Source organism: Acetivibrio saccincola, from assembly GCF_002844395.1.
In the GTDB taxonomy this organism is placed as follows: domain Bacteria; phylum Bacillota; class Clostridia; order Acetivibrionales; family Acetivibrionaceae; genus Herbivorax; species Herbivorax saccincola.
On record NZ_CP025197.1, the window covers coordinates 2,936,369 to 2,961,829 of the forward strand.

General features: G+C 36.6%; 18 protein-coding genes and 1 pseudogene. 7 read left to right on the forward strand and 12 right to left on the reverse strand.

The features are described from left to right. Positions 1-87 precede the first annotated feature (87 nt). Positions 88-1,650 (forward strand): rhomboid family protein, encoded by a 1,563-nt coding sequence (locus HVS_RS13065; protein ID WP_101303053.1) that lies wholly within the window; start codon positions 88-90, stop codon positions 1,648-1,650. 51 nt (positions 1,651-1,701) lie between these two features. On the opposite strand, the gene HVS_RS13070 is transcribed toward HVS_RS13065, so the two are convergent. The 7 genes from HVS_RS13070 to HVS_RS13100 all read right to left on the reverse strand — a co-directional run bounded on the left by HVS_RS13070 (position 1,702) and on the right by HVS_RS13100 (position 14,638). Continuing rightward, positions 1,702-4,368: a calcium-transporting P-type ATPase, PMR1-type gene (locus HVS_RS13070; RefSeq protein ID WP_101303055.1), complete on the reverse strand. Its 2,667-nt coding sequence runs from the start codon at positions 4,366-4,368 to the stop codon at positions 1,702-1,704. Between the two features lie 140 nt (positions 4,369-4,508). After that, positions 4,509-5,903 carry a sensor histidine kinase gene (locus HVS_RS13075; protein ID WP_101303057.1) on the reverse strand — a complete coding sequence of 465 codons (1,395 nt, stop codon included), beginning with the start codon at positions 5,901-5,903 and terminating at the stop codon, positions 4,509-4,511. Then, positions 5,900-6,601, reverse strand: a complete 702-nt coding sequence (locus HVS_RS13080; RefSeq protein WP_101303059.1) for a response regulator transcription factor — start codon at positions 6,599-6,601, stop codon at positions 5,900-5,902. Before HVS_RS13080 ends, HVS_RS13075 begins: the two co-directional genes overlap by 4 nt. Then, complete coding sequence (locus HVS_RS13085) at positions 6,601-8,139, reverse strand: hypothetical protein (RefSeq protein WP_101303061.1); 1,539 nt, start codon at positions 8,137-8,139, stop codon at positions 6,601-6,603. Before HVS_RS13085 ends, HVS_RS13080 begins: the two co-directional genes overlap by 1 nt. 207 nt (positions 8,140-8,346) lie before the next feature. Continuing rightward, on the reverse strand, positions 8,347-9,489 hold the full coding sequence (locus tag HVS_RS13090; protein WP_101303063.1) for a hypothetical protein: 1,143 nt from the start codon (positions 9,487-9,489) through the stop codon (positions 8,347-8,349). 355 nt (positions 9,490-9,844) lie between these two features. After that, positions 9,845-12,349 carry a methyl-accepting chemotaxis protein gene (locus tag HVS_RS13095; RefSeq protein ID WP_242971568.1) on the reverse strand — a complete coding sequence of 835 codons (2,505 nt, stop codon included), beginning with the start codon at positions 12,347-12,349 and terminating at the stop codon, positions 9,845-9,847. A gap of 270 nt (positions 12,350-12,619) precedes the next feature. Beyond that, positions 12,620-14,638, reverse strand: a complete 2,019-nt coding sequence (locus HVS_RS13100) for a glycoside hydrolase family 11 protein (RefSeq protein ID WP_101303065.1) — start codon at positions 14,636-14,638, stop codon at positions 12,620-12,622. A 771-nt stretch (positions 14,639-15,409) separates the two neighbouring features. On the opposite strand from HVS_RS13100, the gene HVS_RS13105 reads away from it, so the two are divergent. The 4 genes from HVS_RS13105 to HVS_RS13120 all read left to right on the forward strand — a co-directional run bounded on the left by HVS_RS13105 (position 15,410) and on the right by HVS_RS13120 (position 18,926). Then, on the forward strand, positions 15,410-15,853 hold the full coding sequence (locus HVS_RS13105) for a carbohydrate binding domain-containing protein (RefSeq protein ID WP_101303067.1): 444 nt from the start codon (positions 15,410-15,412) through the stop codon (positions 15,851-15,853). A gap of 148 nt (positions 15,854-16,001) precedes the next feature. Continuing rightward, positions 16,002-16,595 (forward strand): hypothetical protein, encoded by a 594-nt coding sequence (locus tag HVS_RS13110; protein WP_101298571.1) that lies wholly within the window; start codon positions 16,002-16,004, stop codon positions 16,593-16,595. 169 nt (positions 16,596-16,764) lie between these two features. Further along, complete coding sequence (locus HVS_RS13115) at positions 16,765-18,123, forward strand: DDE-type integrase/transposase/recombinase (RefSeq protein ID WP_101299562.1); 1,359 nt, start codon at positions 16,765-16,767, stop codon at positions 18,121-18,123. A 2-nt stretch (positions 18,124-18,125) separates the two neighbouring features. Then, a complete protein-coding gene (locus HVS_RS13120) occupies positions 18,126-18,926 on the forward strand; it encodes an ExeA family protein (protein ID WP_101299048.1) in 801 nt (266 codons plus the stop codon). Positions 18,927-19,211: 285 nt separating this feature from the next. On the opposite strand, the gene HVS_RS13125 is transcribed toward HVS_RS13120, so the two are convergent. From HVS_RS13125 to HVS_RS13145, 5 genes and pseudogenes are all read right to left on the reverse strand, one after another. After that, positions 19,212-19,535 (reverse strand): hypothetical protein, encoded by a 324-nt coding sequence (locus tag HVS_RS13125; RefSeq protein ID WP_101303069.1) that lies wholly within the window; start codon positions 19,533-19,535, stop codon positions 19,212-19,214. Between the two features lie 363 nt (positions 19,536-19,898). Next, positions 19,899-21,163, reverse strand: a protein-coding gene (locus HVS_RS13130; protein WP_101303071.1) for an IS3 family transposase whose coding sequence is annotated in 2 segments (ribosomal slippage) — positions 19,899-20,857 and positions 20,857-21,163 — 1,266 coding nt in all. Because the reading frame shifts where the segments join, the coding sequence is not laid out codon by codon here. Between the two features lie 70 nt (positions 21,164-21,233). Then, positions 21,234-21,674, reverse strand: a pseudogene (locus HVS_RS13135) (phage tail spike protein); the annotation flags it as partial. 4 nt (positions 21,675-21,678) lie between these two features. Beyond that, positions 21,679-22,452 (reverse strand): distal tail protein Dit, encoded by a 774-nt coding sequence (locus HVS_RS13140; protein ID WP_045087894.1) that lies wholly within the window; start codon positions 22,450-22,452, stop codon positions 21,679-21,681. A gap of 13 nt (positions 22,453-22,465) precedes the next feature. Next, positions 22,466-24,652: a phage tail protein gene (locus HVS_RS13145; protein WP_101303073.1), complete on the reverse strand. Its 2,187-nt coding sequence runs from the start codon at positions 24,650-24,652 to the stop codon at positions 22,466-22,468. A 133-nt stretch (positions 24,653-24,785) separates the two neighbouring features. Between HVS_RS13145 and HVS_RS13150 the strand changes: the two genes are divergently transcribed. Next, positions 24,786-25,058 (forward strand): AbrB/MazE/SpoVT family DNA-binding domain-containing protein, encoded by a 273-nt coding sequence (locus HVS_RS13150; RefSeq protein WP_004463997.1) that lies wholly within the window; start codon positions 24,786-24,788, stop codon positions 25,056-25,058. Continuing rightward, the gene (locus HVS_RS13155) at positions 25,055-25,459 is read left to right on the forward strand and encodes a putative toxin-antitoxin system toxin component, PIN family (RefSeq protein ID WP_101303075.1); all 405 of its coding nucleotides are present in this window, start codon (positions 25,055-25,057) and stop codon (positions 25,457-25,459) included. Before HVS_RS13150 ends, HVS_RS13155 begins: the two co-directional genes overlap by 4 nt. Positions 25,460-25,461: the final 2 nt, after the last annotated feature.

Here is a 25,461-nt window from a genome sequence, read left to right on the forward strand (position 1 = left end):
TCCATCCCCTTGATTAATGTGACTAAATTATGTAATAATGTATTTATATAAATTTTAAAATAAATTAATTTACGAGGTACTTTTTCAATGAAGAGAAAATATATGAATTTAGCATGTGCAAAGTTAATACAGGAAATGGACTACCTGCCTGCTACTGATGAAGAAGGTACAATTATTCAACGTGAAAACATTATAACTCTTCAAAATTACACAGGCAGTGAACTTTTTATAGCTGAACTAATTGATGCTGATACGTTAAGTGAAGAGGAGATAAAAAACGGTATTGAGTTTACCCGAGAGAGAATGAATGAATTAGTTGAAGTGAACTCTCTGTCTTATTTCCAAGTGTTCGTATTTGACTCATATCCAAGTCAGGAAATATTAAAAATAATACAAGATGCAAGTGAAGAATACTCTTATAACGGTAAGTTTATTTTTTATTCCATCGTTAATTTGCAAGATAAAACAATCACCAGTTATAGTAAGTTTAAAATGCCTAAAAATAATCCTTCTACCATCCTTCAGGGCATTTTAAATGAAAACTATTATGAAATGGATTTTATAGATATTAACCAGTTAGCAAAAGAAAAACTGGAAAAACTAAAAATTAAATTTGTAGCTAAAAAACCTTATTTAACATATGGGCTTATTGCCATAAACATTGCTGTTTTTATCATACTTAATTTTATTTCCATTTTAACTAACACAGATTACGGAGATGTGATAGTAGAGTATGGTGCAAAGGTAAATTCAAAAATAATTTCAGGTGAGTATTGGAGACTTCTAACACCTGTTTTCGTACATGCAGGAATTTCTCATTTAGTGGTAAATTGCTATTCTCTTTTTATATTAGGTACACTCATTGAAAGAATATATGGTCATAAAAAATTTATTTTTATCTACATGGTAGCAGGTATTTTTGGCAGTATTATGAGTTTTATGTTTTCCATTTATCCATCTGTAGGGGCATCAGGTTCAATATTCGGGCTTATGGGGGCACTCCTTTATTTTGGAGTTGAAAACCCCACTGTATTTAAAAAATATTTCAAAAAAAGCATTATTACTACATTGATTTTAAATGCATTTATCATGTTTACAGTAAGTAATATAGATAATTTTGGTCATTTAGGCGGTCTTATAGGAGGCTTTTTAGCTTCAGGAATAGTCAAAATCAGCCATGTACCTAAAAAATTTCTTGCAAAACCTGTCTTCATTGCTGTTACTATTATTGCCCTTTTAGGGGGGCTGTATTACGGGTTTAACAGCGATGCTAACCGTCAAGATTTAATTTTTCAAAAAACAAAGATACTGGATAAACTGGCAAAAGAAAAAAAATGGGAAGAAGCAGCATCCTTAGGCAATGAAATTCTTGAAATGAACCCTGCTAATGAAAAAATTCATCAATTAGTTATCACTATAATTTTTCAGTCTTATGTGGAATTGGAGGACTATGATAAAATTGATGAAATAGTTGAATATGCCAAGGACTTTAAACCAGGATACGATCATTTCCTTGTTGGTCTTATGTATCTTGACCTTGGTAAATACCAGGAAGGAATAGCTGAATTAGAAAAAGCCATTGAAGTTAATCCTGAGTATAAAGAAAAAATTGACTCAATAATTGAGTCAATTAAAAATTATACTGATTAAATTTATATTAACAGGATGGGAGATAATATGTCATTTACATAACAGGAACATTTACCTTCTCCTGATATACTTTGCATTTACTTTGAAAAAACTGGCAATTACCGGTCCTAGGGCGGAAAATCCCCCTATCAACACCCATTCATTATGCCCTAGTGCCACCGTTCTGAATATCTTTTGGAAAAACGGATGATAAACCACACCTATTATCATAATCAAAGAGCATATTACGGCTAAAACCAAAGGTATGTTGTTAAAAAGAGGCACTTCAAATATGTTTTTTCTTTCTGATTTACACTCAAAAACGTGTATCAGCTGGGTTATTACCAATGTAACAAAGGCTGCCGTCCTTGCAGTGCTAACATCACCTGAAAACTTAAGTATACTTATAAATACCACTAAGGTACTAAGCCCTATTATAACACCTCTAAAAAGTATAAGATTTAAAAGCCCCCTGGAGAAAACGCTTTCTTTTGCCCCCCTCGGCGGTCTCATCATTATATCTTTTTCAGCAGGCTCAAGCCCTAATGCTATTGCAGGAAGTCCATCGGTAACCAAATTTACCCAGAGAATTTGTATAGGCAGTAGCGGAAGGGGAAGCCCCATAAGCATCCCTAAAAACATGGTAAGTACCTCCCCTATATTGCAGGAAAGCATGTAGCGGATGAACTTTCTTATATTGCTGTATATTATTCTTCCCTCTTCTATCGCAGATACAATTGATGCAAAATTATCGTCCATTAATACCATGGATGATGCTTCTTTTGTCACATCTGTACCTGTTATACCCATGGAAACGCCTATATCAGCTTCTTTTACGGCAGGGGCGTCATTTACCCCGTCCCCTGTCATGGCAACAATGTGTCCTTTCTTTTTCAGCGCTTTTACAATTCTCAATTTATGCTTTGGAGAAACCCTTGCATATACCGCTACTTCATCCACCAATGCCTGAAGTTTACTATCACTCATCTCTTCTAATTCTTTTCCGGTAAGCACCCTGTCCCCTTCCTGGCATATATTAAGCTCTCTGGCTATTGCATATGCAGTAATTTTGTGATCCCCTGTAATCATTATTGGCTTTATTCCGGCAAGGTTGCACTTTTTTACTGCATTTAAAGCTTCCTTCCTGGGAGGATCAATCATACCTGTAAGACCTACAAATACAAGTTCCGACTCAGCTTCCTTAAAATTAGAATACCTGTTTATTCTTTTATACGCCAGACCTAAGACCCTCAATGCCTCTTTTGCCATATCATCATTTATTTTAAGTATTCTTTTTTTCTTTACCTCATCTAAAGGTACAATTCCCCCTGATGTATATATCTTTGTACATTTTTCTATGATTACATCTGCTGCACCCTTTGTAAAAACAAAGCTTTCACCTTTTCTGTTTCTACATATAACAGACATGCATTTTCTTTCAGAATCAAAGGGAATTTCATCTATTCTTTTATACTCTTTATTTATCTCTTCCTGAAAAATCCCACCTTTTGCCCCGGACACCAATAAAGCTGCTTCTGTAGGGTCTCCGCTAAGTTCCCATTTTTCTTGTTTAGAAGACTTAACTTTTCTCATAACTGCATTATTGCACAATACTCCTATCTCCAATGCCAGTCTTAGGTTTTCCTTCTTTTTAACATCTATTATCCCAAACCCTGAAATAAATTCACCTTTACTGCTTAAAGAACCTCCCCTTACTTCTACATAATCCTCTGTATACATTTTTCTTACAGTCATTTTGTTTTCAGTTAATGTACCAGTTTTATCAGAGCAAATTACAGTTGCACATCCTAAAGTTTCAACTGCCGGAAGCTTTCTTACAAGGGCTTTTTTCTTAAGCATTCTCTGTACACCCAAAGCTAGGGCTATTGTAACTATAGCCGGCAAGCCCTCCGGTACAGCTGCTACTGCAAGACTTATCCCGGCCAAAAGCATTGTAAAAAGATTTTCCCCCCTAATTATTCCCGTCAGAGACACAATGGCACAAATTATAAGACAGCCAAATACAATGTATTTTCCTAAATGGTCAAGTCTTTTTTGCAGTGGGGTTTCTTCCTCTTCAATATCCTGTATCATTCCAGCAATTTTACCCATTTCTGTCATCATACCTGTGGAACAAACCACTGCTTTTCCCCTTCCCCTGGTAACATTTGTCCCCATATATACCGAGCTTTTTTCGCTGCCGGTGGTATCCCTGTCAGAAAATTTCTCTACAGGCACCGACTCTCCTGTTAACAAAGATTCATCCACAAAAAGATTATTGCTTTCTACCAAAACAGCATCTGCCGGAATGCGATCTCCTGTCTCAAGAATTATTAAATCCCCGGGCACAATTTCTTCTGCGGCAATTTCAACCGGCTTTCCGTCACGCATCACCTTAGCGGTAGGTGCCGCAAGCTCTTTTAGTGCCTCCATGGTTTTCTCGGTTCTATATTCCTGTACAAATCCTAATACTGCATTTATAACAACAATTACTATAATTGTAACGGCCTCCGTCATTTCCCCCATAAAAATAGAAACCGCCGTTGCCGCAAGGAGTATTAGCACCATAAAATCGCTAAACTGCTCCATAAAAATTTTCAGGGCGGAAATTTTCTTTTTCTCCTGCAATATATTGGGTCCATATTTTTCATACCTTTTTTGTGCTTCTTTTTCACTTAATCCCTGCCATTTTTCCCTAATACCGTTTTCCTTTTTTAGAGCTAGCCCTGGAATAGCCATTTAGAATCACTCCTTCTTTTGCACCTTACAATGTGTTATTGTTCATTATACTTTAAGAATATGATTCTAAATAAGCTAATAGAACGTATATAATTAAAGATACAGACAAGGACTTATGGAAAGACTTTTTGACGTCAATCTTAAAAATTGGCAGGAAATTCAACAATCACTTTGGTACCTTTTCCTTCTTTACTGTAAATATGAATTTTTCCTTTGTGGAGGATTATAATTTCCTTACTTATAGAAAGACCTAAACCGTTTCCGGAAAATTTACTGCTCCCTTTATAGAATTTTTCAGTAACATGAACCATTTCTTCAGAAGGTATTCCTATTCCGGTATCCTCAATGGTTACTTTAACGCCATTTGGCATATGCTCTGAAGATACTGAAATTTTTCCCCCTTCATTTGTAAACTTGTATGCATTGTCAATTATGTTTATAAAAACCTGTTTTAACCTGTCTGAATCCCCGTAAACAAAAGTTATTTTTTCGTCTAAATAATAGTGTATTTCTAAATTTTTATTTTCAAATTTTATTTTATACTGCTTTAAAACATCTTTTATCAATAAATTTAAATCCACTTTTTCAAAATTCATATTTATGCGTCCTGACTCAAATCTTGAAAAATCCAAAAGCTCCTCAACAAGCTTTGTAAGCCTTTTTGACTCTTTTTGAATTATATCAATGCCTTGTCTGGTCTCCTCTTCACTTATTAAGCCCTGACTTAATGTTTCAGCCCATCCTCTTATGGATGTAAGGGGCGTGCGTATTTCATGGGATATGGAAGAAATAAAATCATTCTTTAGGCTGTTGCTCTTTTTAATTTCATTTGTCATAAAATTGATTGTATCTGCCAATTCCCCTATTTCATCATTGTATTTTTTCTCTGCAGCTATATCAAAGTTTCCGTCTGCAATGTTTCTTGAAACATAAGTGAGGTGCTTTATGGGCTTTACAATACTTCCAGACAGTAATGCCGCCAGGATAAGTGACAGAACTAAAATTAAAATGCTTAAAAAAACAGATTTTAAAATTAAATCCTTTACGATGGCTGTAATTTCATCTATAGAACTTACAAGCCTTAGATAACCTACAATGGTATCACTGTTACCTACAATTAATGGAGTTGATACTGCTAACAGCTCCTGGCCGGATAAATCCCACCGGCCTCTCCATGAATGAAATTCACCGGCCTTTAATGTTCTTATACTTTTAACATCTACTTTTTCAGTATGTAAAAAAGCTGCCGAAGATATTAAAACGTTCCCCTCTATATCTACAATTTGAAGCTCTGCACGGTCTTCTTCTTCATAATTATCCAATATTTTAGTTCCCTTACTGTAAAGATCCTCGTACCTTAAGTACATATTATAAAAGTTTGCAATGGATACCGCTTTATCAGAAAGAATCCCCAAAGCCCTTCCGTAATAAAACTGCCTCACACCTATAATGAAAACCGCTTCAAATATTAAAAGGATTATAAATACAACAATAAAAATGCTTAATGTTATTCTTGTCCCAATGCTGTTTCTCAAGAAGTCCCCTCCTCCTTCCACCTGTATCCCACACCCCAGACGGTTTCAATGTACTTTGGGTTTGAAGGGTCTTCTTCTATTTTCTTTCTAAGCCTTCTTATATTCACATCCACTATTTTCAGTTCACCAAAATAGTATTCTCCCCAGACTTTTGTTAAAATCTCATCTCTGTCAAATGCCCTGCCGGGATTTTCCATAAACAGCTTCATGATGGAAAACTCCGTTGGTGTAAGATCTATCTTTTGGCCTTCTTTGCAAAAATTTTTCGAAGAATCATCAATTTCAAACTTTCCCTGGGTTATTTTTCTTTTATCAATTTCCGTATTTATTTTAACCCTCCTTAGAAGGGAATTGACCCGGGCCATTAATTCTGAAATACCAAAGGGCTTTGTAACATAGTCATCAGCCCCGCTTTCCAATGCATAAACTTTATCCCTCTCCTGGGTCTTTGCAGTAAGCATTATAATGCCCATGAAAGGGTACTTTTCCCTTAAGACTTTGCACACTTCAACACCGTCTATCCCAGGAAGCATTATATCCAAAACAGCTATATCAATGTCCGGATGGGTTTGTGCAACGGAAAGGGCTTCCTCCCCCGTTGCACATTCATAAACTGAAAAATTATGTTTTTTGAAATTTACCACCAGCATGCTTCTTATTGATTCATCATCTTCTAATATTAAAATTTTAGCTGCCATTATAATCCCTCTTTATATCCTGAAAATTCTTTGCCTAAGCTATATCCTATTTCAAAGTCCCCTTCACCTGACTGCCAAAGCTTTGTAAATGATACCACGCCTACTCCTTCTTCAATCATTCTTATTTCATAATATCCACTGTCTTCTCTGTATTCTACAGTATATACTTTAGCTCCTGCCACTTCATTTATATCTGTAATTTCACAATTAATATATCTGTATTCACCTAATTTATCTATAACTCCTTGTCCCCATTTATTTCCTTTTGTTAAAGGAGCTCTAATAAGTTCTAAATTGTCAAACTCAGAATCCATCATCCTTTTTTCATTTTTCCTTTGAATAAGCGCCCCGTCTTCAATTGAATACACAATGTCAATATTAAAGTGTTCAGGACTAAGTCTGCTTTCTCCGTCTGACGGGTCACCAACATCCCCTGTAATGAAATATTTTACCACACCTTTGTCTGTAACTATATCATTAAGTTTCATTTCATGACTATATTCCGCAAATCCGTGATAAAGCCACCTGTATCCCGGTTTTTCCGGCAATAGTTTAGTAAAAATGTCCTTTGTGTATATGTTTTTCATTTTATTATTAAAGGATTTTTCCCTTAAATTATTAATAAATTCTTCTGCATTATTGGTAAATGTATAATTGTCTTTTTTAATTATATCAAGGAAGTCATTTGCAATATCAGCTGTTTTTGTGTCTTCATGAGCTTTAGTCATTTCTCTAATTTTTTTAAGCACCTCGTCTTTATATTTTTTTGTGTCATAACTATATGCCGGCGTGTTATCAGCACCTGCGAGATATAAAACCATGTAATTATAATAAATGCTGTCTAATTGTTCAATGAGCGGAAAATCACTGTGCTTTTCCATATAATCTTCAAGTTCCAACAATCGCTCTTCCAAATCAGCCCATGATACCGCCAATGCCCCGTCAATTGCCACAGGATTGTCTGATTGCTGTGATTTGATACTTATATATCCTGCCACTTTATCAGATACAAAATCACTGTATTTTTTCAAAAATGAATAGTCCACTACAGGATAAACAGTACCTTCCCGGCTTATAAATTTATAACCGCCATTGGCAATTTCTCTAACCAATTCTTCAAGCCCGGTACCTTTTGCTTTGTCAACTATTTCTTGGTTATTTGTGAAATCCCATCCTATTTTTTCTATGAATTCAGAGTCAAAAATCTTTTGCTGGTAATAGCCCTCATAAATATTTTGTACCTCTTCAAGGGCAAGTACCATATTATCTGCTGTAGTATCTGTAACATTTTTAATTTCCCTGTCTATAAACTTTATAATTTCAGAAGGTTTTTGTCCGTTATTAATAAGCTCTAAAAATGCATCATATAACTCATCTTCCAAAGCCCCTTCTGTATTTCCTCCCTCGCCGTTACTTAAAGGTTTTACATCATTCTCACCATAATCAGGGCTCTTCAACTTTCCGCTAACATCACCGTCAAAACCACAGCCGGTAAAAATCACTCCAATTACAATCATCAAAATTAATATTTTTCTCATTTTTTATCCCACCTTGCTATTTATCATTATTATCATGCTCACTTTTATTATAGAATACAGACAAAATTAAATAGTTACAAAACATTAACAGATTAAATAAAGCCTCCTTCTTAGCAGCCATTTGTGCCAAGAAGGAGGTCTTTAATATTTCATATACAAATTTAATATATGTAACAAAACTTAGTAATAAAAAACACTAAACACTCATCAAGGTTTTATTAATTTACCTTGCTTTAGTAGATTTAAAAGTTGCGTATTTTGAGCACTGGTTCCGGTATAATTTGATATTCCGTTTTTAGCGGCTATTTTTTTCCTGTAATCAAATGAAGAGTCTGCACCTACTGCTTTTAATGCATCTACTAAAGATGAGCTGGAACCGGTATATTTAGGAAAATAAGTTACACTGTTTTGAGTATCATCAGGTTTTAATAATTTACCTTGCTTTAGTAAATTTAAAAGTTGAGTATTTTGGGCACTGGTTCCGGTATAATTTGATATTCCGTTTTTAGCAGCTATTTTTTTCCTGTAATCAAATGAAGAGTTTGCTCCTACTGCATTTAACGCATCTACTAAAGATGAGCTGGAACCGGTATATTTAGGGAAATACTTGCCGCTAGGCTGAGGAGTACTGTTATCGCCGCCAATTACCTTTTCGCTGACACTGATTCCCTTTTTTCTTCGTATGGTATAACCTTTATCTAAATATTTTGTTTTTAGTTCTGCTTTTGTATATGTAAATTTCTTCATTTGTGGAGGAGTTTGTTCTATAACTTCTACAATATCACTGGCATTAGTACTTTTTTTAATAATATTTGTCACCAATATAACATGATCGTTAGGTTTATTTAAGCAATCACCAATTCGTAATTTTGTAGTATCAGTTCCTAAAGAAGTGGATACATTTGGTATTGTAGCAGTTGTGTGTCTTGCTATTCCCCATGCATATGAAACAAATGCACTGCAGTCATTAGCGTAATATGTACTGGTTTTACTTCCATATGCACTGCTTGATGTGTACATTTTGCTGTTAACATTATTGGCATAACTAACAAAATTACTTATACTGCAAGCAAAACCAATATACTGGCCTCGGTCTACAGGTTGTCCATATGGAATACGGTAAGTACTACCTTTTTTAAAAAGGTAATTGTTCCAGCCATAAACATCTTTTTTAGGAGTCCAGGTTGTATTGTACATATCAAAGGCTCTGTCAACAATAGCCTTTTGATCCGATGTCATTTCATATCCGCGTGCAGGATATGAGCTTGCAATAACCGGCATTGCTAAATTTGATAATGCCATGCAAAAAACAATACTAAGTACTAATAATACTTTTAAATTTTTTTTCATTAATATATCCTCCTTTTTACTTTTTATCCACGCTGTTAGTATGGTGAGTCAACTATGGTAGAAGTTGTCGATTTAATACCCCCGGGGAGAAGTGCTAATAATATTTTCCAAATATAGTATACATCATTTTATATTAAAATGCAATATTTCCCCTTAAAATAATACAAATATTTATTTTGAAGTTTGTAAAGTATAAATGAAAAAGTGTAAAATTTATTGGATGAAATACATGTTCAAAAGAGATGTGATTTTAATCAGCGATATCACCTTAAAAAAAGACTAAAGTCGCTGACCTTAGTCTTTTTTTAGTCTCATTTTAATTCTATTAAAAACAAATACAACCTCTATGTACTTTTTAATATTTCCCATAATCCTCATCTTTTAAATTAATCTTCTTGTTCTTGTTCTTTTCATCGTATTCAGTGTTATTTTTTAGCGAATTGATGAGGTTTAATGTCTCTGAGTCAAGTTCATCCATCTTTCTGCCAACTGTCTTTATTTTGAATTTTCTAACCATTTCGTTTAAAAGTTCTGCTTGTCCTGACAATTCTTCACTTGCAGATGCACCTTCCTCTGCCGTTGCTGAATTAGTTTGTATCACCTGGGACACCTGCATAATTGCCTGATTTATTTGAGCTATTCCTGATGCCTGTTCATTTGAAGCTGCGGCTATTTCGCTAACCAAACATGCTGCGTTTTCAACACTTTCTACAATGCTTTTTAGTGCTTCTGCTGTATCATTTGTAATTTTTGTTCCATATTCAACTCTTTCAATGGAATTTTCAATCATTGCAGTTGTTTCCTTTGCAGCATCTGCACTTCTTGCAGCAAGATTCCTGACTTCATCAGCAACCACTGCAAATCCTTTTCCATACTGTCCGGCCCTTGCTGCCTCTACAGCTGCGTTTAATGCCAGTATATTAGTCTGGAAAGCTATTTCATCAATAACCTTTATAATCTTTGAAATATTAGCGGAAGATTCGTTAATCTCTGCCATTGAATTAATCATTTCCTTCATCTTCTCATTTCCTATCTTTGCATACTCTTTGGCTTGTTCTGCCAATTTATTTGCTTCGTTTGCATTGCTTGCATTATTATTTGTCTGTGCTGAAATCTGCTCCATGGATGATGTTATTTCTTCAATCGAGCTTGCCTGCTCTGTAGAACCTTGGGAAAGAGTCTGGCTTGAACTGGAAAGCTGCTGTGCACTTAATGCCACTTGTTCAGATGAATTTCTAATTTCTCCTAACAGTTTGCTAAATGATTCTATTGCCATATTCATAGAATTTTTAATAATTGCATGGTCACCTTTATATTCACCTTTCATGGTTTCTGTAAGGTTACCTGACGCCAATTCCTGTAAAACACATGCCGCCTCTTCAATTGGCGCCACTATAGCATCAATTGTTTTGTTAAAACCATCAACTATATCCCTGTAGCCACCTTTAAATTTATCCACATCTCCACGTACAGAAAGCTCTCCTTCTAAAGCAGATTTTGTCAAGAAATTTATTTCATTTATTATATCTTCAATTGACTGATAAACTGCTAAAACTGACGGCAACAGCTTGTCATTTTCAGAAAGTTGCCCATATTTTTTAATTTCATTTAATCTGCTCATGTCTCCCTGAGAAAGGCTTATAAGGTCTTGCTGCACGTACAATAAAGTATTTCTCAGCTTATTTAAATCATCGGCAAATTCTTTCATGGTTCCTTTGTATTTGTCACTCATTCCGGTTGTATAATCATTTAAAGCCATTTTGCCAAGAACATGTTTTGCCTCCTCTATAGGCTCAATAACTTCATCAAGGGTATTGTTTATTCCTTTTACAATATCAGCATATGCACCTTTTAAGTTGTCATAATTGCCCCGGACGGTTAAGTTACCTTCTTTTGCCGCCTCTGTCAGCCTGTTTGTCTCATTTATAAGTTCTTTTAAAGAATCTATTATATTTTTAATTGCCGGTCCTATTTCATCACCTTCATCAACTATCATAGCAGATACACTTAAATTTCCTTCAGAAATTTGTTTCATAACATCTACAAGTTCTTTTTTAAGATTATCTGCAAAATTATTCATTATTCTTATCATATTACCTATTTCATCTTCTGATTCTGATTCTATCCTGTATCCTAAATGCCCCTTGCTTAACTCTGAAAGCATTTTTTCAGCTTCCTTCAGCGGTCCGGTGATGTTTGAAACTATTTTTAAGGATACAAAAACAACAATTGCCAAGCCAATTATAGTAAGGAATATTATAATTGATAATGCCGTATTTTTTGATGCCACATATGCATGTATTTCGCTTTCTATTGCATAATTAATTATTTCTCCTATTTCATCCATATGTCCCCTTGCGGAATTGAAATTTTGGAAGAGGTTGGTCTCATACATATCATCAAGGCTACCTGAATTTATTAATGACTCCAACTCATCCACCCACAATGAAAACTTTTCTTTCAGCATATTAAAATTATAAAAAATTTTCCTTCCTGTGCCTTGGTGGGTATATCCATCCCATAGCTTTTGATTTTGCAGTAATATGCTTTCTGCTTCTAAAATTCTGTTCCGGGTCTGGTTAATCTCTTCCCTGTACTCATTTGTCTTTTCTCTATATTTTGCACTATTTGGATTTTCATTGCTCATTTCCTGGATTATATTTAATGCCTGATACATATCCCTGTCCGCATTTAAAATTAAATTAAGGCTTTCCATCCCTTGCTGGTGGACATTGGTTTGTATCCCCCCGACTATAGAATTCATACTTATTGTAAATATAATTAGGGATATAATTATTACACATACCGGTATAGCAATTGCAACCCATATTTTATTGCGTATACTCATTTTTTTGAACATAACAAAAACTCCTCCCTTATTAATTTGTAATTAATAACATTGTTTAAGGCTAGTAATAATATCGACATTGAAAAAAATATATTAACTAAGTAAGAAAATTTTCTACAAACGGAAAAAGTTTATTATAATTATGGTGTTTTATATTCATCAGATTATATTGTTTAGAACTGAATTTTTTGGGGGGATTAACATATAAAAATATGGCACAAGCAGTTTATCTACCGCCTGTGCCACAACCCTATTAAAAATTATCCGGATAAATCATTTAAACTATCTGGATAAATCATTGCGGATAGCTTCAAACCAAACTTCTGCCATTTTATCGTAACCGGTTCTGCTAGGATGAATACCGTCTGCCAAGTCATTAAGTGTAAGAGCACTGTACATGTCAACTAAATACACCGGCAACCCTGCACTTGCTTTGCTGTTTACAACACTGACAAGATACTGGTTAAGAGGTCGCACATCTCTAAAAGATAATGGAATTATCTGAGCAACATAAAGTTTTCCTCCCGGTGGTAATTTTGCACATATTTTATCAATTAATGCACCTAATTCATTGGGGCTTGTATTACCGGCAGTAACATCATTGGTGCCGATATGTAAAAGTACTATATCAGGTTTTGCTGCATCCATCCATCCGTTAATTCTTTCGGAAATCTGTCCTGTTCTCCAGCCGGAATAACCTTCATGGTCTTTATCCGGAAGCTGTGCAGGTCCATTGGATTGAGAACCTACAAAATCCACTTTATATCCGTTGCTTACAATAAGATCCCACAGTTTGATACGGTATCCGCCCGGAACATTAAAGCCGTCAGTTATTGAATCTCCCAAAGGCATTATTTTTACTTCCCTGGGTTCTGATGTTGGTGTTGGCGTTGGCACCGGTGCCTTATCTTCTGCAGGGAATTTGTCAATTACTTCCAATATGTATCTGCTAAGTAATGTTGCGTCCATAGAGTTAATTAGGCCGTCCCCGTTTAAGTCAGCAGCATCAATTTTGGGTATGGAAGTTGAAATCTCCATAACGTATCTGTTAAGCAACGCTGCATCCATAGAGTCAATTATACCATCACCGTTTAAATCACCAAATTTAATTACAGGACCTGGCCCCACGGTAGGTACCGGATCACTTCCGCTTCCCTTTGTAAAAGTAAACCAGTCAATATTTACAGGACCTGAAAATACCAATACAATATCATTTACCCCTGTAACAGAAGTTATGTTTGTGGAAAGCTCTGTATAGTCATTCCAACCTCCTGTTGAACCCACTTGTAAAGAACCTATGCGTGTTCCTGTTGAACTTCCTATTCTTATATCAATTGTTGTAGGATTATCCACATCAGATGCAACATTTGCAGTAAACTTACTTGCTCCGCTGCCAAAATTTATATTTTTAAATGTAAGTGTGTTTCCGCTTTCTATATAGCCTATACCTTCTCCGCTGCCAGTTCCTATAATTTCCATGCTTGAAGAACTGTAAGCGTTGTATTCTTCTGCTTCAATTATTGAGAAAGCGTCTCTTGAGTTAGGACCGTTATTCTCCGGCATTGTAGAACCACCTGGACCTCCTGGTTCCACTGGGTCTATTGGGTCGTTAGGTATACTTCCGCCAATGGTAATTACGTTTTTATAAACGTCTGCAGAACCGCTGCTCTGGTATCCCTCTACTGTAGTAGCAACTTCATACATTTTACCCATTTTCATGCCCATGCTTTCCCAAGCTCTGAAGTGCTGGCTTACAGATACAGTACCGCTTGTTTTTTTAGATGTTCTAACACTCCAATACTGTTGGAAAGTTGCAGTACCTATAATGGAAGGCTGGTTAACCCTTGTAGTCTCATAAATGTCGTATGTACCGCCGTCCACTGTAATCATACCCTTTGACTGTGCTCCCGGAGGACGCCAGTTGCCCCAGCTTTCAATGATATAGTACTCTACCAGGGGATCAACTGTCCAACCGTAGATACATAGGTATGAGTTTCCATTTGGACGGTAGTCAGCTGCGTATTCCACCACAATATTACCAAGTTGTTGATGTGTCTTGGTTTGGTCAAATTTGCGGCCTTTACGGAATAATATATTGTTTATATTACTCCACTGACAGCTAAAAGCCCCGCCGTCTTTTAAAGTCATAGACCCTGAACCGGAATCTACCCAAAATTCAAAGTCATATCCCCCGTGTGTGCCTATTTCATTTGATGTTACAGTACGTGCTTGTACATTTGGCATAACTAAAATTGTCATACACATTATGATTGCCAAAAGTACTGTTGCCTTTTGTTTCATCTTATACCCCTCCTGTTTTTATACAATTTATTCACAATACTGCGCATTTATATATTTCGCAGTAATTGACTTATAATAATCATAATTTTAAAAAAAACATTTTATTTATAATTTTCATATGACGGAGAGTTAATTTTTTACTTCTGAAAGGTGGGATGCAGTACAAGTGCAAAAATAATACACTCCCTTATATTAAGTATGCTACGAAAAATTATTTTTGTGGATACTTTTTTATAAACATAATAAGAAATTGGCTATATATAATAAAATAATGATAATATCAATATGATAATAAGACATAATATCAAAAAATTGTAATTAAATAAAACCAATAATAAGCTATAAAGTGACTAAATGATATTCACACAGAAACAATTTATTGCAACAATTTATTTACATAGACCAGGGTGTGTGTTAAAATATACATGTAGTATAAGTTTTTATTTTAATTTTTTATTTAAACTAAAACTAATTTTTCTTGTCTGCGTAGGTTTGTCTGCATAGGTCTAATTCTCAAAAATACAATATTAAAAAGTTAGAGAAAAAAAGATAACCAATAAAGATAACAAATAAAAAGATATAATAAATATAGAGATATAATATAATTTCAAGGGGTGTAGTGTATATGTTTTTCAATATAAGTTTAGAAGGGAGGGTAAATAGTTCACAAAGAAAAAAGAGAAAAAGAAAAAAGAAAGCATTCTATAAGCTAAACTTATTAATTCTTTCAAACTCATTAAAATTATAGTTAAAATTGGGAGGTCTATTTAAATGAAAAGAAAGAGTAGCTTTTTAGTAATGATGGTACTTTTAATTAGTTGGTTACTGCCGGCAAACGTTCTAACTGTATACGGGGAAGAGTTTTTACCTTTAGGGGAAAAGATTTTATTCCAAGACTTTGAAGATGGAGACACAGGAAACTGGACAGCGAAGCCGTGGGGAGACGGCGGGGAAATTGGTATTTATGACTGGGGTGACAATAAATCTTTAGTACTTTCAGACAGAAGCTCAAGTGAGAGCCAGCCATTCTTAAACATAACAAATCTTATGAAATCAGGCAAGAAATACAACATGTCGATGAAATTGAGACTGGAAGAAGGAACAGGTGAATACCACATTACTGCTAAAGTGGCTTCAGAAGAGGAAGAGAATTATATCTGGATAGTAGGAAACAGGGAAGTTACTTCTGAAGACTGGACGGTTTTTGAGTTGTAGATTTTCATTTTAATTTAGGTAAATCTACCCTTATTTTATCACATTAAAATAGGTGAAAAAAATTTTTAACCCTACCGCAATTTGAAAAAATATTTTCACTTTACAGTAGGATTATTTTTTATAATATATTGCGGAGGGTGATGTAAAAATGCAATATATCTTCAATGTTCATGAAGGAATTCATGAATATATTAAACTTGGGAGAAATTATCCTTTTCCACCGCCACCAACTAAAAGATGTCACAATCCAAAATGCAATAAATTAGTTAGTTTCCGCAAACATGGCTTCTATGAAAGATATTATTACTCAAAAGAATATAAAGGGAAAATAGTAATCAGACGCTATATATGTCCTCTATGTGGATGCACCATATCATATATTCCTAACTTTTGTTTACCCGGATTTATTAATGCAATAAATCATATTTTTGAATACATATATAATTTATTTTATCGTAAAGGTAGTATTAATTCAGTTATAAAACAACTAAATCTAAAAAACAACGTACAGTTTTCAAGGCAAATTCTATACTATTACAGAAAAAAATTCATTAAAAATCTCAATACAATACAAAATGGATTAAGACAAATAATACACAAAGTGAAATTACCGGATGAAACACTTGGAAACACAGAAAAAGCAAGAAACGTTTTAGCAATAGTAGTAAGAGAATTCCCCAACATTCAACTATTCTCTCAAAAATACTATCAAGCTACCGCTAAAACATTTCTTGCAGCATGATTATAACATTAAAATAGGATTTTAAAAAGCGTCTTATGAAAAATTTTTAATGAAATCAACCGCAACACCATATTTTCCTTTACTTGAGCAAATAACTATGGTAACATCCGTGGTAAAGAACAGCCTGACCGGTCATGGCTTCCTAAAAATGCAACAGGAGGTCAGGAATATGTTAAGTGAAGAGGTAAGAAATGCCATTGCGTTAAAAAGATTTTCACTGATAAGTCCGATCCTAAATGGACAAGTGAATAATCGTAAGGACTATTATGCTCAAATTTCATCAAAACCCGTAGAAATGCCACACTATGGCATAAGAAAATATTCACCTAAAACAATAGAGTCCTGGTACTGTGATTACATGCGTGGAGGATTGGATGCATTAAAACCCGGATACCGGAAAGACAGGGGTAATTGTAGAAAAATAGATACAGAACTTGCTGAAAAAATCCTTGAGACGAAAAGAAAATATCCTAAAGCGCCTACTACAATCATCTATGATAAACTAATAAAAAAAGGCATATTAAAAGAAGGGCAAATATCACTTACCACACTATACAGGTTTTTAAAATTTTCAAATCATGAAAGCATTTATGAAACTGAAGAGAAAAAAGAAATTAAAAGATTTGCACATCAATATATAAATGAGTTGTGGTATGGGGATTTAATGTATGGACCTTACATACAGGAAGGCAGGAAGAAAAGAGCCACATACTTATTAGCATATATAGATGATGCATCAAGACTTGTACCTCACGGAGAATTTTACTATACACAAAATTTAGAATCGTTAAGGCATTCATTTAAAGAAGCGGTGTTAAAAAGAGGCATACCTTCCTTGCTCTATACGGACAATGGGAAGATTTACCGTTCACAGCAGTTTGAATTTATGTGCGCGGACGTAGGATGCGCTCTTATACATTCGAAACCCTTTGTTGCACATAGCCGGGGAAAAATAGAAAGGTTCTTTTTAACAGTTAGAAAAAGATTTTTATCCCAACTTAATATGAATAAAATTAAGAGTTTAGAAGACCTGAATTTTGAGTTTTGGAAATGGCTTGATGAGGATTACCATAAGAAGCCTCATTCATCACTTAAAGGGGTAACACCGTTAGACTTTTTTATGTCACAGGCTTCAAGAATAAAACAATGTACTGACCCTGCACAGTTAGAAGAAAAGCTTCTTTTACGTGTAAAACGCAAAATTAACCATGACGGCACATTTTCCATAAACAATATACTGTATGAAACTGACATTAAGTTTGCAGGTTTAAGAGTTGAAGTCAGATATGACCCTCAACGGCTTGACATACCTTTTTGGCCGGTATTCATATACTATGAAGGCAAGAAAATCGGTGAAGCCTTGCAGGTTAATTTTCATGACAATGCCCATATGAAACGAAGGGGCAGACCTAAAAATTCTGAGTTAATAGTGGATTTACAAAATAACGAAGTATCTGTAACACATGCTGACATGCCTAAATCAAAACAAACAATTTCATTTAAAACAATTATGGAAGGAGAGAAATAATTATGTTCAGACAGTTTTTTGGACTAAAATACAATCCTTTTGGAAAAGAAATTGATATTTCTGATGTTTATGAAAGTGAAGATATTAAGGAATTAAATTCAAGATTTAAATATATTCAAAACATCCGGGGAATGTTTCTTTTAGTCGGTGAACCGGGAATGGGAAAATCCACCGCCTTAAGAAAATTTTCAGCCGGGTTAAATCCGGGACTTTACAAACCCTGCTATTTTTCTCTCTCAACAGTTACCGTTATGGATTTTTACCGGGGTCTTTTAATATCTTTAGGAGAAGTGCCTTCACATAAGAAGGTTACAATGTTTCATCAGATACAACAAGCAATAATGTCTTTGTACTATAATCAAAAAATTACTCCGGTTATTATCCTTGACGAGGTACAGATGCTGTCAAACAGCATACTTGAAGAATTAAGGCTTTTATTTAACTTTAAAATGGACTCTGAAAATCCTTTTATATTAATATTGTCGGGGCAATCGCAAATCAGGAACAAATTACAGTTAGCGGTAAATGCACCTTTAAAGCAGCGTATAGCCGTAAAATACGTAATGCAGGGGTTAAAGCCTGAGGAACTTTCAGACTATATTTTTACAAGGCTAAAGTCTGCCGGTTTACATGAAAATATATTTACCCAGGCTGCAATTGAAGCTATTTATTCTGCATCAAAAGGCGTACCCCGCCTTGTTAACAGTCTTGCAACCTCAAGCCTTATGTATGCTTGTTCAATAAAGCAAAAGCATGTAGATGAAGAAATCGTATACCAAGGACAAAAAGATTTTGATATCTAAAATACTTTTATCTTTAACCGGCAGCCTTAGTACAACGGTTATAAACCGTTTAAGTAATAAATGTTGTGAACTTATTGAATTTATACTTAAAAGTTTTCTATTATCAATATTTTGATTAAAATTTTAAGAGCAGTTAATCTGCTCATTTTTATTATACAAATTTGAAAGTGTTATGCAATACTTATTTTTCCAAATTTTATTTTGAATCCTACTGGAATTTGAAAATTTGATTATCGCGTTCCTATTTTAATTTGAAAATATTCACTAATTTGTGGTAAAATTGACCTAAAATAATTTGAAAATATTATCTAATTTAATTTGAAAATTTACATCTGTTTCTCTAACTTCAAACACTTTAGTTAAAACCTTACCGTCATCTGTTGTAATTTTAAGAGTATTGGAATCAATTATTTCATATTCCCATGTATATATATCATCTGAAATGTTATGTATGTGTTTGCCATCAACTGTAAATTCTACAGTATGGTTGATACTTGAACATTCCCAAATACCAACTAATATTTCAGCTATTTCTTGTTTTTTGGATTGTTCTTTCTCTGATTCTTCGATTTCGATAAGTTCCTTTTCTTTTTGTATTTGGGCTATCATTTCGTCAACTAATTTCTTATCTTTGTAGTAAGAATAATTAAGATTACCGGTTTTACTTTTGTATTCCAGGATATAATCGTTATTTGATTCAATTATCTCAAACTCATATTCATCGGGCTGACCCCCTAAAATTGGAGAATATCCACTTGATTCTTTCTCAGTAATAGTGAAGCTATAATTTTCTACCTAATGGTAAATAATACCATCCAATAGTTTTAAGACGATTGCCTATCCAACCTCCTCCAATTTTAGCTGCCTTCCTTATGCTGTCAAGGGCAAGGGCTAAAGCCTGCTTCGCACCCTTGACACCAATTGCGGAAGCCTGCTTATTTGTAGCTGAGGTTGGCTAGTAGGATTACAGTATTAGGCGATAAGAGGTTGGACTGAGTTAGCTAATTGCCCTTTTGTAAAGGCTTTGTAAAACTCATTAGGAGCCATATACTTTATACTGCTATGTCTACGCCTATTGTTGTAGTAATCAATGTATTCACTAATAGCCCCATATACTTCCATAAAGCTGTCAAATTCATGGCGGCTGTAGCATTCATCTTCTAGAATAGAGTGGAATGACTCTATATAGGCATTCATATTAGGTGTTTTTACAGGAATTCTTTCATGCTTTATATTCCATCTATCACAAGTTTCTTTAAACAGTTTAGCAATAAATTGGGGCCCATTGTCTGTTCTTATCACCGGCATTTTCATACCGGGAGTTAAGTTACGTTTTTTAAGGGCATTTATAAGTACCCTGCAGGCATCCTTTGCCGTGGCGCTTAATCCTACATGGTAACCTACTATCGATCTATCAAATACATCTATGGCTGATAGTTGGAAGAAAAATTGACTGGTTCCGGCAATGTAGCCATACTTTAAATCCATTTGCCAAAGCTGATTAGGGCCAGTTATTTTCTCTCGTTTAGCGAGCTTCTTAGGACGTTTGGGATATATTTTTCGCTGGGGACGTAAAATATCAAGTTCTTTGCAAAGCCGGTAGACTTTTTTGTGATTGATTACTAGTTTATAATCCTTTTTTAAGCAATACTTAAGTTTTTTATATCCATAGGGAAAACCATCACCGGCTATAAGCTCACAAAGGTATTCTTTGATAAGTTCATCCGGTATCTTTTCTCCCTTTTTGTTCAGTGAATAGCCTGGTATTTTACGTCCCGTCTGCTTTTTTGTTGATGTTTGTTCCCCTTTGCTTTCTTTAGTGATGTTGTAGTAATAGGTGGATGCAGCTAGACCGACAGAGTTGAGAACAGTAGTTGCGTTGTATCCCTTTTCTATCCACCTCTTAGCAATGGCAACTCTGCCGGTTACCGAGGGTTTTTACAATTCATCAAGTCCTTTAGAATTGCCAATTGTAGTTCTTTCTCGGCAAGAAGACGTTTTAATCTGTCATTTTCTGTACTTACTTCTTTAAGCTGTTTTTCCATGGCTTTGTACCGTTCTTCTTTTGCTTTGGGCAGAGGTTTTACGGAACCTCTTTGGCGTTGTTTTTTCAGCCAGGTATGGATAGTAGTTGTTGCTATCTCATGCCTCCGGGCTACTAGAGCTACGTTGCCTGTCTCCTGACATTCTTTTATAATTTGTTCTTTAAATTCATCACTGTACTGATTTTTTGTCACTCTCATTACCCCCTACTTCAATACTAACATATTCGTGCATTTTCTCCAAAGGTTCTAGGGGGCTAAATAGATACAACATAAGCCTAAGTCTCCCTTGATAAAGTGAAACATAAAAAATTGGCTGACCGGGTCCTTGGCGGGTATTGAATATGGGTATATATGTCTGGCCGACCGAATAGGTGGTAGGATTAATCCAACCGCCTACAACAATCTTTTCGCCCAGATTGCTAAAGAAACTCCCATCATTTTCTGCTATAAGATGGGTCTTTTCAGAAGTCGGATTAACAATATTTTGCCTGAAGTATCTTCCGAATCTTCCAGCAATAAGGTTTGCCGATGTCCCTGACCAGCCGGAGATGGTAAAATGTCTGCCATGTCCCGATGAGTCTATAAGCTGAAGATTTTCGTCTGGTGTTTTTTCATTAAATCGCCATAAAGCAGACGTCCTTGATGTTACAGGAAACTCACCGGTAAAATCCTCTTGGTTTGTCAGGATTGATTTTATCGCCATGTTATCACCTCCATCTGCTTTTTGCCTGTATTTTTAACTCAGTAAAGGTCGCGTTTTCTGCGGCAATCTCAATATGATTAACACCTTTCCTGAGAATTGGAAAATTCAGATCCTGCAGGCTGGGAAGACCATTTCTCAAGGTTCGGCCTGTTTCATCAATAACCTTAGCTGTTACCATGCCGGAGTCGACAATCAGAGTTTCACCTTCAGATAATGAGCCAACAATTAGCAATTCCTCGCCGTTTGTAATAAGCGAAATATAGCTTGATGAGGACGTTGATATCAAACCCTTCAAGAGATAAACCGGATTGGAATCCGTATTTCCTTTAACCCTCTCCAACTCATGCAGACCTGTTTCAGAAAGAACAAATATCTCATCTTCCAACGCGTAAACATACGGGTCGGGACAAACAAACCGAAGTTCAAAGCTGCCCGCTGTCCGCAATATCCGCTCACAGTCAACCGCTTCTGATAAGCGAGCCATGAAATATCGGTCGGGCAAATCATCTATAACAAGTTGCTTAAGCCCGTTTTCCGGATTTAACCATTCTGCAACATTATCAAGAACCGATACAAGCTCAGCAAAACTGCGCTGGGGAAGCACACTACAGCTAATTATTATGTTTCGTTCTGATATGTCGCAGCCAAAATCTGCAATACCTGCTTTGCCCGGCACAGTTTCAAAGGAATTGCGCAGGGCAGGGGAGACCTGCCATTTGGTAAGTCTTGCTCGTATTTTCATACTTTGCGACGATATTCCATTGTAGATAAATCCCATATGCTTCCCTCCATTACGCTGTTATAAAACGTCCCTGCGCCCTTGAACCTGTCTGCATCAGGTTATATAACTCCTGTGAAATCCTACGTATGTCTTCTTCACCACGAACAATCATCTGCTGCACCACAACAAGCGGCCCAGAAGCTAAATCGCTAAATCCACCTCTTCCACTTACACTAATATCAGGAGATATATTAAAATCTGTCGGCACTGCATTTTGCATATCGTCTGCCACTCTGGCCATAGTCTTGTCAAATCCCTCACCAATACCCAGTGCCATATTGCCGCCAATACCTTCAAAAACAGTGGACGGAGATCTGATTCCAAGAAAATTCTTTACTCCATCAACAATACCGGAAAAGAAACCGGAAACCTTATCCTTAATCCAGCTACCAAGGCTTTTAATACCTTCCCAGATGCCTTTTACAATGTTCTTACCAATCTCAACCACTGAAACAACCGCCTTGCCCAAGCCTTCTATAATAGCCGCAACAATCTGAGGTAAAGACTTTACTAGTTCTGGAATGGCTTTCACAAGCCCGGCAGCAAGCTGTACGATAAGCGTAATTCCCAATTCTATGATCTTCGGCATATTGTTCGTCACAAAGTCAATGATTGTTGTAATTATCCTCGGCAGTGCTTCAATTAGTTCTGGCAATGCATTTAAAAGTCCCTGCGCCAGTCCTTGAATCAATGTAAAAGCAGCTTCAAGGATTTTGTCCATATTATCCAGCAGCCCTTGCACAATGGTGATCACTGCTTGAACCGCTGCTGGAATTAGCTCCGGTAATGCTTCTCCAAGCCCCATTACCAACGCTGTGATTAGCTGCACCGCTGCATCAATGAGTAAAGGCAGGTTATCAATGAGTGTACCTGCAATGGTCATGACTGCATCTACTGCCGCCGGGATCAGCTCCGGCAGCAGGCTCAAGAGAGTTTGAAGCACCTGAGAGAACAATTCAGTTACAGTTTGCAACAGCACGGGAAGCAGATCTTTGACTGCTGAGATAATCGCACCGGTTGCCTCCGGCAGAGCAGCCACTATATTTTCCAAAACCGGTACAATATTTTTAACTACAGCCTGAAAGGCATCCACAAGATTTTGTGTTAGGTTCGTCATATCAGCGTTCGCATTGCCAAGTCCTGCTATAAACGAACTTAGAGAGGCTTGTAAAAGACCAATGGAACCGCTGATGGTCTGGGTAGACTCTCTTGCGAAGTTGCCAGCATACTGTTCGGTTTTTTCAAAAAACATCTGCATGGCGATCTCGGCCTTTTCGGCATTGGTTGCGCTATTCCAGGCAAAATCCAGCCCTTTTGCAAGAGCATAAGCTTCGATGGTAGTGGCGTTCATGGCGACACCTAGATTATCCATCATGGTGAAGTTACCCTTGGCTGCGCCAGCGATGGATTCCATGGCAGTCTGCATGTCAATGCCCATAACCGAAGCCATATCTGCCGCCCGTTGCATGGCCTTCTCAGTAAGCTCCAGACTTTTTTGCTGATCGACACCAGCACCCTGAAACAGTGCGCCCATTTTGTTGGCGGTGGCAAGGTACTCGGATTGGGACAAGCCCAGGTTCTTGTAAGCTTCTTCTCCTGTTTTCTGGATACGTGCAGCATATTCGCCAAACACAGCTTCAGAACCGCCAAGGTTCTGCTCAAGCTCACCAAACTGCTCCACGACCTCTTTTCCCAGCTTGATGGCAGCCGCGCCCGCTGCGGCTGCTGCAGCACCCATAGCCGCGCCAACACCTTTAAGGACACTGCCCAGTTTCTCAAATTTCGAGCCGGATTTTTCGGCATTGTCTCCACTTTCCTTCAATTCGTCCCCAAGCTCGTCTGCACTTTCAGCAGACTGTTCGAGCTCGCGCTCCATTTTGTTCAGTTCGGCTTTTGCATTATTAAGCTGTATTTGCCACGACTGAGTACGTCTGTCGGTCTCCCCGAAAGAGGAGGCGGCGTTGGCAAGCGCTTTCTCCAAAGTAGCAATTTTTTCTTTCTGCAATTCGATTTCTTTATTCAGCACCTTGTTTCTTGCAGTAACAGCTTCAACTGATTTATCTTGCTTATCAAACTGAGATGCAACCAGGTTCATCTCGCTGCCCAGTACCTTAAAACTTTGGTTGATCTCACGAATGGCGTTCTTAAATTCCTTTTCGCCTTCAATCCCAATCTTCAAGCCAAAATTGTCTGCCACATAACCGCCTCCTTTCGAGTAAAAATTAAAAAATTTTAAAAGGCTATTGTATTTCAATGCGGTTTGGCATATACTAATAGTAGGGAAAGTAGGGAATTTCCTGCTTTTCAAATCCTAAAAAGGAGGACTTAGCATGAACGTTCCCATAGTTGATAATGCAAAGGTAATGGCAAAAGGCCAGATCACGCTGCCAAAAGATATCCGCTCCAAACTTCGCCTTTCCACCGGAGACCGCGTCACCCTCATTTGCGAGGAAGACCGGGTTATTCTTATGAACTCCGCTGTCTACGCCATGAAAATGCTACAGAAAGAAATGGAGGGCGAAGCGGAAAAAGCCGGGATCCGCAATGATGACGATGTTATGGATCTGGTGAAGGACGTCCGCGCGGAGATTGAAGGTCTATGAGAGTGTTAATTGACACCAACATCCTGATCTCCGCTTCCTTGAGCTGCGAAGGAACGCCTTATCAGGCGTACATTAAAGCTGTAACACACCCCAACCACGGTATGGTTTGCGATCAAAACATCGATGAGCTTCGCCGGGTATACAACCGGAAATTCCCCCATAAGATCCAGGCGCTTGAACGCTTTTTGGCGATTGCGCTTACCGTTCTTGAAGTTGTTCCAACTCCCGCAGTTGGCGTGTCGGATGAGGCGCTTGTCCGGGACGCATCCGACAGGCCAATACTCAGGGCGGCCATTGCGGCAAAAGCTGACGTGCTTGTAACCGGAGATAGGGATTTCCTTGAATCCGGCGTAACAAACCCAAAGATCGTAACAGCGGCAGAGTTTTTGCAAATGGAATAAAA

What these genes read in the sequence shown, in the direction of transcription:
- HVS_RS13095 (WP_242971568.1), bottom strand. Translation starts at nt 12,349, where the DNA reads ATGTTCAAAAAAATGAGTATACGCAATAAAATATGGGTTGCAATTGCT.
- HVS_RS13140 (WP_045087894.1), bottom strand. Translation starts at nt 22,452, where the DNA reads ATGGGATTTATCTACAATGGAATATCGTCGCAAAGTATGAAAATACGA.
- HVS_RS13100 (WP_101303065.1), bottom strand. Translation starts at nt 14,638, where the DNA reads ATGAAACAAAAGGCAACAGTACTTTTGGCAATCATAATGTGTATGACA.
- HVS_RS13110 (WP_101298571.1), top strand. Translation starts at nt 16,002, where the DNA reads ATGCAATATATCTTCAATGTTCATGAAGGAATTCATGAATATATTAAA.
- HVS_RS13070 (WP_101303055.1), bottom strand. Translation starts at nt 4,368, where the DNA reads ATGGCTATTCCAGGGCTAGCTCTAAAAAAGGAAAACGGTATTAGGGAA.
- HVS_RS13115 (WP_101299562.1), top strand. Translation starts at nt 16,765, where the DNA reads ATGTTAAGTGAAGAGGTAAGAAATGCCATTGCGTTAAAAAGATTTTCA.
- HVS_RS13120 (WP_101299048.1), top strand. Translation starts at nt 18,126, where the DNA reads ATGTTCAGACAGTTTTTTGGACTAAAATACAATCCTTTTGGAAAAGAA.
- HVS_RS13150 (WP_004463997.1), top strand. Translation starts at nt 24,786, where the DNA reads ATGAACGTTCCCATAGTTGATAATGCAAAGGTAATGGCAAAAGGCCAG.
- HVS_RS13125 (WP_101303069.1), bottom strand. Translation starts at nt 19,535, where the DNA reads ATGATAGCCCAAATACAAAAAGAAAAGGAACTTATCGAAATCGAAGAA.
- HVS_RS13085 (WP_101303061.1), bottom strand. Translation starts at nt 8,139, where the DNA reads ATGAGAAAAATATTAATTTTGATGATTGTAATTGGAGTGATTTTTACC.
- HVS_RS13080 (WP_101303059.1), bottom strand. Translation starts at nt 6,601, where the DNA reads ATGGCAGCTAAAATTTTAATATTAGAAGATGATGAATCAATAAGAAGC.
- HVS_RS13090 (WP_101303063.1), bottom strand. Translation starts at nt 9,489, where the DNA reads ATGAAAAAAAATTTAAAAGTATTATTAGTACTTAGTATTGTTTTTTGC.
- HVS_RS13105 (WP_101303067.1), top strand. Translation starts at nt 15,410, where the DNA reads ATGAAAAGAAAGAGTAGCTTTTTAGTAATGATGGTACTTTTAATTAGT.
- HVS_RS13065 (WP_101303053.1), top strand. Translation starts at nt 88, where the DNA reads ATGAAGAGAAAATATATGAATTTAGCATGTGCAAAGTTAATACAGGAA.
- HVS_RS13155 (WP_101303075.1), top strand. Translation starts at nt 25,055, where the DNA reads ATGAGAGTGTTAATTGACACCAACATCCTGATCTCCGCTTCCTTGAGC.